Source organism: Gilvimarinus xylanilyticus (assembly GCF_024195295.1).
GTDB classification, from domain to species: domain Bacteria; phylum Pseudomonadota; class Gammaproteobacteria; order Pseudomonadales; family Cellvibrionaceae; genus Gilvimarinus; species Gilvimarinus xylanilyticus.
Genome location: NZ_JAMFTH010000004.1, coordinates 78367 through 90525 on the forward strand (window position 1 = coordinate 78367; position 12159 = coordinate 90525).

The following is a 12159-nucleotide window of genomic DNA, read 5'->3' on the forward strand; positions in this document are numbered from 1 at the left end:
AGAATGCGAGTTTCGTACCACCCTGCTCCCCGTCTTTAGTTTTGATAACACAACGAGTACCACACAGGCTCAAAGACCGAATTACAAAAGTGCGTGTATCTTTTGCACCCGTTTTATTCCCCGCAGGGCACTTAACAGGCTGTTAACCTGTATCAACGCGGCTTTACGCAGCTGGCACGATTTGCGCATTAGCCAGGGCAGACTAATCACTGACCCGCTTTTTTTGATATTGAATTTTTAGGAGAACACTCATGAAACGCAAATCGATTCAAAAATTTATCGCCCCGGTTACTTCGGTCGCGCTGGTGAGTGCATTTACGGTATCCACCGCAATCGGCGCCAATGGCACAACAGCCTATGACGACAAGCGCAATGCCGATGAATATTGGGAGGAATTTAAACAGGACAGCGAACAGAGCTGGGACAACACCCAAGAGGCTTTTCGCGACGGTTGGATTGAAAGCAAGCTGGAAACCGCACTGGTGTTAAACGAACACCTCAACCCGTTCGATATTGACATCGCTGTGGACAATGATACCGCCACCCTCAAGGGCGAAGTATCCAGCGAAATCGACAAAGAGCTGGCCGAAAACGTCGCGATGGGCATTGAAGGTATCGATGAAGTCGACAACCAACTAACCGTCGATGATCAGTTGGCATCTAGTACCGACGAGGAAAAAGGGCGCGACTTTACTCAGTATATGGAAGACATTACCACCACCGCTGCTATTAAAACCGAGCTTTTGTCTTCATCCAACATCAACGGCATGTCCATCGACGTGGACACCTATAACGACGAAGTCACACTTTCAGGCACCGTAAAAACGGATGCTCAGCGCAAACTCGCCGAGGCAATTGTCACCAAGCGCGAGGACGTTGTGAAGGTAGTCAACCAGCTGAAAATTGCCTCGTAAACGCACTGCCACAATAACGACGCCGGGCACCAGCGCCCGGCAGCAACCGGAGAAGATTATGACCCAGACAGCCTTTATCCAAGATATGGAGTCGCGCCGCGAACAGGCGCGCAAGCACATGATGAACGGTGCGGTCACCGAGGATTTTACTCAAGATCGCGAAACCATTATTAAGCTTTTAAACGAAGCTTTAGCGACCGAATTAATTTGCGTATTGCGCTATAAAACCCACTACTACACCGCCAATGGCAAGGGCACCAAGGTGGCAGCGGCGGAATTTTGGGAACACGCGCAAGAAGAGCAAGAGCATGCCGACCAGCTGGCCGAGCGCATTGCCCAACTGGGCGGCACGCCCAACATGAACCCGGAGACGCTCACGGACAATGCTCACAGTGATTACCATTGTGGCGGCGACACACTGGAAATGCTTAAAGAAGACTTGATTGCCGAGCGTATTGCGATCAGCAGTTACCGCGAGCTGATTGCCTATATTGGCGACAAAGACCCCACCACCCGGCGAATTTTAGAAGATTTGTTGGCACAGGAAGAAGAGCACGCCGACGACTTGGTGGATATTATCGAGCATATCGCGGAATAACCAAACCGGTTAAAAGGCAACGGGGAACGCTGTTAGGCTGTTCCCCGGTTGTTTTTAGGACACTCACGCGCGGGATTTTTTGATCAAATCGTAGGCCACCTGAATCTCTTTGGAGCGCTCGGTGGCCGCCTTAACCGCGTCTTCGGGCAAGCCCTGCCCGGCGAGCTTGTCCGGATGGTACTGGCTCATCAATTTGCGATAGGCCCTTTTCACTTCGGCATCACTGGCCGACGACTCTACCCCCAGGGCACTGTAAGCTTCGGCCAAGGCGCTGGCGCTAGACTGACCAGCACCGCCTGCGGCGCCACCATGTTGATAGCCGCCCCCGGCAAAAGAGTGCTGCGCCTTAATCATTTTCAGCAGTTGCTCAAAGGCAAAACCACTGATTCCCAACCCCGCCGCCACTTCGCGCAACACCCGCTCCTCCGAGGCATCAAAAGTGCCGTCGGCCAAGGCCAGGTTAACCAAATAGGACAACAGCATCTGCACCAGGTTATGGCGACGCCCACACTGAGCGCGAAACGCGGCAAGGGTCTCCTGTGGGTCAAAATCGCCCGCCGAGCCCGTTTTAAACAGCGCAATAGCCTCGCGGCGCTGCTCGGCGTTCAGGCCCATTTGCGTCATTAACTGTTCGGTTTGTGCGATTTCCACCTCGCTGACGCGCCCGTCAGCTTTGGCGATGTAGCCCAGCAGGGTAAAGGTGGTGGTAAAGAAACTTTTACCTATCGCTTCGCGGTCGGCCTGCGACGGCTGCCGGACATTGGCGGCATAGCCTTTATCAAACAAATGCCCCAGAATCACCCCCAGAATGGCTCCGGGAATAAAACCGATCACAAAACCGATAATGCCGCCTACTAGCTTGCCCATCTGAATACCTGTCTCACACTGAATAAAGCCGCTAAGCTTATCACAGGGCACCCGTATTCTGCGCCGCCCGCCGGGCAACAATTGGCAACAAATCTTTACCCGCTGGGCGCACTCCGGCGGGCGCGGCACCTCGCGAAGCGCCAGCCCATTCCGTATAATCGGCGCACAATTGATAAGAACAGCACACTATGACGCAGACACCTGAAACATTACTGGAATCACTACTGAGGCCCCGTCTGGAGGACAAAGCGCTCGCTTTCTGGGATAAAGCCAAAGCCGAGCTGAACACAGGCTGCAACACAAGCCGTTTTGCCGCGCTGATTGCCCTGGCCAGCCGCCACAGCAAAAGACGAGGACTGGCGCTTAGCGGCGCTGACCAAGCTGCCATCAGCGCAGAGATACCGGGACTGACATTGCGGGATTGGAACCTGCTCGAGCTTTTGCGTGTCGCACTCATCTGCAGCCGCAATGACCTGAACGAAGACAGCTTTGCGGCGGATTTCGAGGCACAATTCACCCACGCCGATGAAGGCGAAACCTGTGCGCTCTATCGGGCTCTGGCGTTTTTACCGGCCGGGGAGCGCTTTGCCTGGCGCGCCGGCGAGGGTTGCCGGACCAACATGCTTAGCGTGTTCCGTGCCATCGCGCTGGATTCGCCCTACCCGGCGAAACACTTTGACGCCACCGCCTGGCACCAGTTGGTAATGAAAGCGCTGTTTTTAGAGCTGCCAGTGTGGCGACTAGTGGGCCTGGATGACCGCCGTTCGGCCGAGCTTACACGCATGGCGCTAGACTATGCCGAAGAGCGCGGCAGTGCCGGGCGCGATTTACCCCTGGGGCTTTGGCTGTGCCTAGACGATCACGACCCGGACCGAGTAGACCGCTTGGCCCACACGCACTGGCCCGGTGCGGATACGCGCAAACGCCAGGCGATGGTATTGGGCCTGGCCCGCGCGGGGCAGCTTGCCACTTTGCAAGCCTGGGCAGACGGACCAGTGGCCCCGGAAATTGTCGAGGTGATTAAACAGGCCCAAAACGGCCAAACCACACAAACCCATTTTGCCCGCCTAGTGGCGGAACAAAGCGAGATTGAGCCATGAGATTTTTTGACCCACATATTCATATGTCCAGCCGTACCACCGACGACTATCAAAACATGGCCGCCGCCGGTGTTCGCGCGGTGATCGAACCCGCCTTCTGGATGGGCCAGCCGCGCACCAACGTGGGCAGCTTTATCGATTATTTCGCCAGCCTGGTGGGCTGGGAGCGTTTTCGCGCGTCGCAGTTTGGTATTGCCCACTACTGCACCATTGGCGTTAACTCCAAAGAAGCCAACAACGAGGGCCTGGCCCGCGAAGCGCTGGAGTTACTCCCTCAGTTCGCGCTCAAAGAAGGCGTGGTGGCCATTGGCGAAATCGGCTACGACGAAATGACCCCCGCCGAAGAGTGGGTATATCAGCATCAGCTGCAATTTGCCGTGGACCACGACATGGTGGTGATGGTGCACACCCCCCACCGCGACAAGAAAAACGGCGTGCTGCGCTCTATCGATGTGGCCCGCGAAATAGGCGTGCCCATGGAAAAGCTGGTGATTGATCACAACAACGAAGAAACCGTTCAGAGCGTGCTGGACGCCGGCGCCTGGGCGGCCTTTACCATTTACCCCAACACCAAAATGGGCTCGGAGCGGATGGTAGAAGTGGTACGCCAGTACGGCCCCGAGCGTATTATCGTCGATAGCTCGGCGGACTGGGGCGTGAGCGATCCGCTCTCAGTCCCTAAAACCGCGCATTTAATGCAAGAGCGAGGCATCGACAAAGCGGCCATTGAACTTACCTGCTGGCAGAATGCCCTGGACGCTTACGCCCAATCCGGGCAAATTGACGTTGAAGAGCTGCTGCGACAACCGGTTATCGACCAATCGCAAAAGTTCAGCGACAACACCGTGCTGCGCGGTCAGCAACCTCGCATTGACGAGCCCGTCAAAAATTAAAGGCAGTTGTACGTGTATCAGATAGAACAAAGCTTCACCATGAAATACGCCTTCCCGGTCTGCTTTGACCGGGACACCCTGGCACCCGAGAGCACGGTTTTAACCGATATTTTATCCCGCGCCGGAGATGGCCCCCATCGGGTACTGCCGGTGATTGATCAAAATGTATTGATCGCGCACCCGGATATCGTCGACCGCTTGCAGTTGTACGCGGATGTCCACGGCGATGTACTGGAACTGATTGACCCGCCGTTGATTGTGCGCGGCGGCGAAATCAGTAAATCCGACCCTATCGAGGTAGATGAGTTTTACCTGCGCACCCAAACCCAAAATATTGATCGCCACAGCTTTGCCCTGGTGATTGGCGGCGGCGCGGTGGTGGACGCTATTGGTTACGCGGCGGCCACCGCTCACCGGGGTATTCGCCTTATTCGTATGCCCACTACCGTGTTGGCCCAAAACGATGCGGGTATTGGTGTGAAAAACGCCATCAACTACCGCGGTCGCAAAAATTATCTGGGTACTTTTGCCGCCCCTTTTGCGGTGATTAACGATTTTGATTTTCTCGCCACCTTGCCCCAGCGCGATAAAGTCAGCGGCATTGCCGAGGCCATTAAAGTCGCGCTGATTCGCGACGGTGAATTTTTTAACTGGCTGCACGAAAACCGCGGGCCACTCGCCGAGTTTGCGCCAGAGCCCACCGAGCGAATGATTACCCGCTGCGCCGAGCTGCACCTGGAGCATATTCGCTCCAGCGGCGACCCCTTTGAGCAGGGCAGCGCCCGGCCGCTGGATTTTGGTCACTGGTGCGCCCACCGCCTAGAAGAGCTGTCCGCCAGCGAACTGCGCCACGGCGAGGCGGTGGCCATAGGCATTGCCCTGGACTCGCTTTACTCCTACCTCAAAGGCATGATTGGTATTGAAAGCGTAGAACGCATTCGCGCCACTTTAGAAGGGGTAGGCTTCACTCTGAATCACAAGGCACTGGAATCACTGGATATTCACAAGGCGCTGGAAGATTTTCGCGAACACTTAGGCGGCAAGCTCTGTATTACGTTGCTCACCCGCGAAGGCGCCGCCATCGAAGTCAACGAGATTGATCACCACACCATGGAAGAGTGCCGCCAGCAATTGCTGGGGGGCGTATGGCCAAAGTAAACCCCGCCGTTACCTATTGCAGCAACATCCACCCAGGCGAATCCTGGGCGGATGTTATGCACAACCTCAACAGCCACGCGCTTGAAGTAAAACAGCGTTTAAAGAGCAATGCCCCGTTTCCGCTGGGCCTGCGTATCGCTAAGCAAGCGGTTCTGGAAGCGGACGACCACGCCATTGCCGAGTTTCGCCAATGGTGCGAGCAACACAACGCTTACTTACTCACCATTAACGGCTTCCCCTACGGCACCTTTCACCAAACCCGGGTTAAAGAAAACGTCTATCTGCCCGACTGGCGCGAGCGCGCAAGGGTCGAGTACAGCAAACGCCTGGGGGATTTAGCCGTCGCTCTTGAGCCAGGCGCCGAACGCATTTCCATCTCCACCGTGCCCATTGCGTTTAAACCGGCTTTTAATGATGCGGATTGGCCTCAGGCCATCGCCCATGTGCGCGAAGTGGCCGAGCACTATCGCGATATCTTTGCGCACACCGGCACCAAACTGGTACTGGCCATAGAGCCGGAACCGGCCTGCGTACTGGAAACCACCGCCGAGGCCATCGACTTTTTTGCGCGCTTAGATTTACCCGATGATTTGCGCGACTACGTGGGCCTGTGCTTTGACGCCTGCCACCAGGCGGTAGAGTTTGAAAGCGCCGCCCAGTGTTTGCAGCAGCTGAACGACGCGCAAATCCCCCTGGGCAAGGTGCAAGTATCCAGCGCGCTACAAGCCACGGACGAAGAAATACAAGCGCTACTGGATTTTGACGAGCCGGTTTACTTACATCAGAGCGTTGCACGTCACAGTAAAACCGGCGAGCTACACCGCTTTACCGATTTGCCCGAATTTGCCGCCGCCTGCGAGCGCGGAGATGTATTCGATGAATGCCGGGTGCACTTTCACGTGCCCATTTTTTTGCAGCACCTAGGCCGGGTGGGCACCACCCAACACTTTCTGCGCGAACTGCTACCCTTAGTGGATAAGTCAGTACCGCTGGAAGTCGAAACCTACAGCTTTGCCGCGATACCGGAAAACCTGCGCCACGGCAGCGTAGGCGAAAATATCGCCCGCGAGCTTGAATGGGTACATAAGCTTTTATTTTAACGACTCGCGGCAATAAGCCATTTTTACATCAAAGAGGTTGAAAACGTCTTTGGCAAAATTCCGTTGCGGCTTCAATAAAACAGAAATTTTGTAGAATCGAGTGGGTTTTCGCCCATTTACTACTGAGCCGAGCGGAGGCGTATTTTAGTGGGTAAGCAAACAGGACGTTTGCGCAAGTATCGCCAGGCCACGGACGGCCTGTCGATACGGCCCGCTAAAATACGCTGGAGTGAGGGGACCCCGAAGGGGCCAGTGGTTGGGCGAGGTTTTTGGTTACTTTTTGCCGAAAAAAGTAACTCGCCACGCCCGGCGACACGGGCTTATAAAAAGGAAATGATAATTTCAGCATAACTTACATTAACAATGTGGTACCCCACATAAGACAACGAGATTGATATGCAAAGAACTGCCGTTCTAAATGTAGTTGGCCTAACCCGCGCGTTATTGGGGGAACACACCCCCAACATCAACCGCCTGGCTGGGCGCAGCACCACCATCAAGCCGGTTACTCCGGCGGTTACCTGCGCCGCACAGGCCACCTACTTAACCGGCAAGCAACCCAGCGAGCACGGTATTGTCGCCAACGGCTGGTATTTTCGCGATCAAAACGAAGTCTGGCTGTGGCGCCAGAGCAATAAGTTAATACAAGCCCCCAAAATCTGGGACATTGCCCGGGCGCGGGATGCTAGCTTTACTTGCTCTAACACTTTTTGGTGGTACGCCATGGCCACCGACGCAGACTACACCCTAACGCCACGGCCACTGTATTTGGCAGACGGCCGCAAACTACCCGACTGCTACACCTACCCGTTAGAGTTGCGTGAAACCCTTACCGAAAAATTTGGCACTTTTCCGCTGTTTCACTTTTGGGGCCCGGCCACCAGCATAAAATCCAGCCGCTGGATTGCCGATGCTGCCATGCATGTGGAAACCGAGCACTCGCCTACCTTGCAGTTGGTTTATTTGCCGCACCTGGATTACTGCCTGCAAAAATTCGGGCCCGATGGCGACATAGGTAAAGACCTGCAAGAGATTGATGAGCTGGTGGGCGAGCTGATCGACTTTTTTACCGAGCGCGATTGCCAGGTTATTTTATTATCCGAATACGGCATTGGCCCGGTCAATCGCCCGGTGCACCCCAACCGAATTTTACGCGAAGCGGGTAAGTTATCGCTGAAAGTGGATTTAGGCCGCGAGTATCTGGACTTTCACACCTGCCGCGCCTTTGCCATGAGCGATCATCAAATTGCGCATATTTATATTCAAGCGCCGGAAGACATCGACGAGATTAAAGCCTTGTTCAGCAATACCCCGGGCGTTGCCAAAGTGCTCGCAGGCGCCGAGCGCGCCGAATACGGTTTGGACCACGAGCGCGCCGGCGAGCTGATTTTGCTGGCCGAGCCGGACAGCTGGTTTACCTATTACTACTGGCAGGATGATGCTCGCGCACCAGATTACGCCAACCAGGTCGAGATTCACAAAAAGCCGGGCTTTGATCCCTGCGAAATGTTTTTAAACCCCAAACTCAAGCTGCCCAAGCTGCGCATTGTGCGTAAATTGCTGCAAAAGAAACTGGGATTTCGCTATGTGCTGGATGTCATATCCACCGACCCGTCGCAATTAAAAGGCTCCCACGGGGTATGGGACGGCAGCGACTACACCACCCCGGTATTGATGAGCAGCAACCCGGATTTACTGCCGGGGCATCAGGTTCACGCCACCGATGTCTGCGATCTTATTTTGCAACATATTTTCACCGAGCCCGACACCGTTAACGCACCGTCATTAGACACCCCTGATTCCGAACAAGAGACCACCGATGCTTAAAACCGCACTGGCCCTGGGCCGCGTCAGCAACCTGCCCACGGTCTGGATGAACGTACTGAGCGCCTCTGCCTTAAGCGCCGCCGCGTTTGGCTTTAGCCTACCCGTAGCCGCCGTGATTGTCGTGGCATTAGCCATGAGTTTTTTCTACGCCGCCGGCATGTGCTTAAACGATTACTGCGACCGTCACTGGGACGCCGAGCGCCAACCGTTTCGCCCCATTCCCGCCGGGAAAGTAAGCGCAAAAACCGTTCTGGGGTATGCGCTGCGATTATTCTGTGCAGGCTTTGCCGTGCTCTTGTTCGCTCCCAGTCCGCGCGGGGTGTTAGCTGCCTGCGCCCTCGTCGCGCTGATTGTCGCCTACGATTACTGGCACAAAAAACACTGGGCAACGGTAATCTTAATGGCGCTAACTCGCCTGGGCGTATACCTGGTTGCCGCCTTTGCCCTGACGGGAAGCGCCACCACGGCAGTGGTGGTAATGGGCCTGGTGCAATGCGCTTACACCTTGCTGGTTACCGTGGTGGCTCGACTAGAGAACCGCAAGCCGGGCGGCTATGGCTTTCCCGTTATTCCCTGGATAATCGCCGGTATGGGACTAATCGACGGCATAGCACTGGCCGTAATGCTCTCACCGCTGTGGCTTATCGCCGGGGTGGTAACCGTGGTGCTTACGCGCTGGGGACAAAAGTATGTCCGCGGCGACTGACAGATTGTCAGAAAACCGCCCCGGTTTTCCGCAGCCTGCCAATCCAGAAATCTAAGGGAATTTATTCAAACAATGGATATCGAGTATAGAATCAACCACCCAATCACCACCGATCAGTTTATCAACTTGTTAAAGGAGTCAACGCTGGCAGAGCGACGCCCAATTGATAATAAGAGGTGCATGGAGGGTATGCTTGCAAATAGCAACTTGTGCATTAGCGCTTGGCACAAGCATCGCTTAATCGGTATTGCCCGAAGTCTCACTGATTTTCACTACGCCTGCTACCTATCAGATTTGGCAGTGGGCCTTGAATATCAAGCGCAGGGAATTGGCAAAAAGCTGCAAGCTCTCACGCAAAAGCAACTGGGGCCTGAATGTAAGCTTATACTGATTGCCGCGCCCACTGCTCACTCGTATTATCAGCACTTGGGTTTTACCCACAACTCGCGTTGCTGGGTGTTGGAGCGCGACGCCGCTATAGCAACCTAAGCGGCGGCGCTTCAGACTATTAACCCGATGGCAGTATATGCAGGGTTAATAGGCGGTGCAGGGACGCACCGCCATGAGCCGAAGGTTCATGCGAGCCCTAAAAATCCAGGGTTTTCGCACAAAGCCGCCTGATTTCTAGGGCGAAGGATAAATAAATCAGGACGATTTATTTATCCACCAAGTTATTAGAAGAACTTATTTAACAGTGAGGCCGCTCCGTCGCCGGTCATCCCTGCTAAGAGGTCCCCACCCGAACTGCTTTTATCAATCAACTGCGGAATCATATCCGACAGGCCGCTGGCGGCTGTGTCGGTATCCACCCCTACCTGATCAGCAAACTGGGACACCTTGTCTTGTCCCAACAGCCCTAAAAGATCAGAGGCGGAAAAACTCTGATTGCCGCCATCGCCCAACCAGCTGGAGGCCATAGCCGCCAGGCCACCACCGCTACCGGTGAACTTGGCCACCAGAGCGGCAATATCAATATCGCCGCCCTCGGTTGGCAGCAGCTGTTGTAAACCTTTCATCACCGCGTCAAGGTTGAGCCCTTCAGCCTGCCCTCCCAGCTGCGACATGAAAATCTCGCCCGCCATTTTAAGTAAACTCATAGCAACTCCTACAGCGCTGCGAACTTGGAATCAAACAACTGAGCGGCCGCATCGGTAAAAGGAAAGTTGGCACGAATATACTCTAAAGTCTTACGCTCGGTATCCGTTACCCCGGGACCGTCCTGAGCCGACTTGAACAAGTCCTCCACTTCATCTTTGGCCAGGTTGGATTCACCCCGACCCGTTGTGTGGTGCTTAGCCAGTTCCAATAATTCCTTCTCGTACTGTTCGCCATCTATGCTTACATACGCCATTGTCTATCTCCTTGATAAATGCCCGAAGGGGCGACAAGGTTGATAATAGACCGCGAACTATGACCGTGCCATGTCAAAAAATGCATAAACAATAAGCCATTAAAAAACCCGGGGCTATAAGCCCCGGGTTTCATTTTCCAACTTTAGCATTACCAATACGCGAATAAAGTTAGCGGCGCTCTTGCACGGCTTCGCCGGCTTTGCCAATAACAATTTCTACCCGGCGGTTCTGCAAACGCCCCGCCGACGTATCATTGCTAGCGACTGGATGCGACTCACCATAACCGCGAGTTTTGATTCGCGCGCTGGTTACACCGTTGTTCACCAAGGTGTCTTTAACCGACCGGGCGCGGCGCTGAGACAGATCCTGGTTGTAATCCTCACTGCCGGTGCTGTCGGTGAAGCCCTCGATCATGACATCGCGATCGGGATACTCGTTAAGGAATCCCGCAACACGCTCCAAGGTGCGCTGAGAACCTTGCTTAATCGTGGATTTGTCTACCTCAAACAGAATATTACCCAAGGTTAAGACCAATCCTCGATCAGTCTCTTGAGTCGATATATTCTCCAAATCACGCTCAAGTTTTTTCGCCCGCTCGCTCATTTCGTCGGCTCGGGCCTGAGCGGCCAATGCCTCTTGCTGCGCCGCCTTGGCTTGCTCCTGAGCCGATTTGGCTTCTTCTTGCGCCATACGCGCTCTTGCTTCGGCCTGCTCAGCGCGCTGGGTGCGGGCATCCAGTAATAGCTTATTGCGACGCTCACCGGCATTTTCCACCATTTCATCGGCTTCGTTCATTCGCGCCGTCTGGGTGGCCACCTGGAGCTTGCGCTCTACCAGATACACTTGGTGCTGCACTTGCTGCGGCTTCGCGTCGGCGTTCAGCATGGCCTCCAGCTTGTCGATAGCCTCTTCGGCTTCCTCAAGTTGCACCGGGGCGTACTCGCTGGCCTCTTCCGTGGTGGATACCATGGCGTACTGGTCGCGTAAGCGCTCTAAACGGTCATCTGGTTCTTGGGTGGTGGCACAACCACTGGCGATTACCAGAGCAAGTATACTGCTGCTGGCTAAAGTTCGTTTTAACATAAGCCTTCCTCCATTCGAATTCATTATTAAGCGGCGCAGTCAGTTACTGCACTTCCGCTTCGAGCGCGCGCAGATTTTCTTCCAACTCATTGGCCGCCTGCTGCGACTTTTTGGCATGGCTGGTTGCTACGGCCAGCTCGGCATCAGCCATAGCTTTCTCCAGTAGCTGACGCGCCTGATCATAATTTTCTTCACTCATGGCGCGTTCGGCGCTCTGGTAGTGTTTTTCCGCATCGCGCAGCGCCACTGGGGCGTAGCGATCAGCATTAAGGCTTTTCGCTTGATCAATACGCGCTTCGGTTTGCGCCACCATGGACTCCGATACAGGGTTTTGCGTTGCACACCCTACTGCAAGCAGGGTGCAAAGCAGCGGTATCATTAGCCAAACAGATTTCATAAGCTTCTCCTTTGTAATTCATACATCTGCGCAGCGATCCTTGTAAAACTTGGGTCATCAAACACATAAGTTTCGCTATTGCAGGACGACACAGGCTATTCAGCAATACAGGTGCCAAAATGACACCCATGTCACCATAGAGAAGAAAAATGAGAACTGCGGCA

The 12159-nt window shown here is 54.6% G+C and carries 14 protein-coding genes; 9 read left to right on the forward strand and 5 right to left on the reverse strand.

Annotated elements, in window-relative coordinates; all coding sequences use genetic code 11:
• Window positions 1–251: 251 nt before the first annotated feature.
• Both M6D89_RS12385 and M6D89_RS12390 read left to right on the forward strand, forming a co-directional pair.
• Window positions 252–914 carry a BON domain-containing protein gene (locus M6D89_RS12385; RefSeq protein WP_253968394.1) on the forward strand — a complete coding sequence of 221 codons (663 nt, stop codon included), beginning with the start codon at window positions 252–254 and terminating at the stop codon, window positions 912–914.
• 58 nt (window positions 915–972) lie between these two features.
• The gene (locus tag M6D89_RS12390; RefSeq protein WP_253968395.1) at window positions 973–1512 is read left to right on the forward strand and encodes a ferritin-like domain-containing protein; all 540 of its coding nucleotides are present in this window, start codon (window positions 973–975) and stop codon (window positions 1510–1512) included.
• A gap of 63 nt (window positions 1513–1575) precedes the next feature.
• Here M6D89_RS12390 and djlA read toward each other — a convergent pair whose 3' ends face one another.
• On the reverse strand, window positions 1576–2379 hold the full coding sequence (gene djlA / locus M6D89_RS12395) for a co-chaperone DjlA (RefSeq protein ID WP_253968396.1): 804 nt from the start codon (window positions 2377–2379) through the stop codon (window positions 1576–1578).
• Between the two features lie 188 nt (window positions 2380–2567).
• On the opposite strand from djlA, the gene M6D89_RS12400 reads away from it, so the two are divergent.
• The 7 genes from M6D89_RS12400 (at window position 2568) to M6D89_RS12430 (ending at window position 9652) form a co-directional block, all read left to right on the forward strand.
• Window positions 2568–3479, forward strand: a complete 912-nt coding sequence (locus M6D89_RS12400) for an EboA domain-containing protein (protein WP_253968397.1) — start codon at window positions 2568–2570, stop codon at window positions 3477–3479.
• The gene (locus M6D89_RS12405) at window positions 3476–4372 is read left to right on the forward strand and encodes a TatD family hydrolase (RefSeq protein ID WP_253968398.1); all 897 of its coding nucleotides are present in this window, start codon (window positions 3476–3478) and stop codon (window positions 4370–4372) included. Before M6D89_RS12400 ends, M6D89_RS12405 begins: the two co-directional genes overlap by 4 nt.
• A 12-nt stretch (window positions 4373–4384) precedes the next feature.
• Window positions 4385–5530 carry a 3-dehydroquinate synthase gene (locus M6D89_RS12410; RefSeq protein ID WP_253968399.1) on the forward strand — a complete coding sequence of 382 codons (1146 nt, stop codon included), beginning with the start codon at window positions 4385–4387 and terminating at the stop codon, window positions 5528–5530.
• The gene (gene eboE, locus M6D89_RS12415; protein ID WP_253968400.1) at window positions 5518–6630 is read left to right on the forward strand and encodes a metabolite traffic protein EboE; all 1113 of its coding nucleotides are present in this window, start codon (window positions 5518–5520) and stop codon (window positions 6628–6630) included. The genes M6D89_RS12410 and eboE overlap by 13 nt, the downstream gene beginning before the upstream one ends.
• A gap of 396 nt (window positions 6631–7026) precedes the next feature.
• The gene (locus tag M6D89_RS12420) at window positions 7027–8457 is read left to right on the forward strand and encodes an alkaline phosphatase family protein (RefSeq protein WP_253968401.1); all 1431 of its coding nucleotides are present in this window, start codon (window positions 7027–7029) and stop codon (window positions 8455–8457) included.
• Window positions 8450–9163, forward strand: coding sequence for a UbiA family prenyltransferase (locus M6D89_RS12425; protein ID WP_253968402.1), 714 nt, complete (start codon window positions 8450–8452; stop codon window positions 9161–9163). Before M6D89_RS12420 ends, M6D89_RS12425 begins: the two co-directional genes overlap by 8 nt.
• A gap of 180 nt (window positions 9164–9343) precedes the next feature.
• Window positions 9344–9652, forward strand: a complete 309-nt coding sequence (locus M6D89_RS12430) for a GNAT family N-acetyltransferase (RefSeq protein ID WP_472924535.1) — start codon at window positions 9344–9346, stop codon at window positions 9650–9652.
• Window positions 9653–9837: 185 nt separating this feature from the next.
• On the opposite strand, the gene M6D89_RS12435 is transcribed toward M6D89_RS12430, so the two are convergent.
• From M6D89_RS12435 to M6D89_RS12450, 4 genes are all read right to left on the reverse strand, one after another.
• On the reverse strand, window positions 9838–10260 hold the full coding sequence (locus M6D89_RS12435; RefSeq protein WP_253968404.1) for a YidB family protein: 423 nt from the start codon (window positions 10258–10260) through the stop codon (window positions 9838–9840).
• A gap of 8 nt (window positions 10261–10268) precedes the next feature.
• Window positions 10269–10514 carry a hypothetical protein gene (locus M6D89_RS12440; RefSeq protein ID WP_253968405.1) on the reverse strand — a complete coding sequence of 82 codons (246 nt, stop codon included), beginning with the start codon at window positions 10512–10514 and terminating at the stop codon, window positions 10269–10271.
• A 169-nt stretch (window positions 10515–10683) separates the two neighbouring features.
• On the reverse strand, window positions 10684–11598 hold the full coding sequence (locus M6D89_RS12445) for an OmpA family protein (protein WP_253968406.1): 915 nt from the start codon (window positions 11596–11598) through the stop codon (window positions 10684–10686).
• 43 nt (window positions 11599–11641) lie between these two features.
• Entirely contained in the window at window positions 11642–11995 is a 354-nt protein-coding gene (locus M6D89_RS12450; RefSeq protein WP_253968407.1) for a DUF4398 domain-containing protein, read from the reverse strand.
• Window positions 11996–12159: the final 164 nt, after the last annotated feature.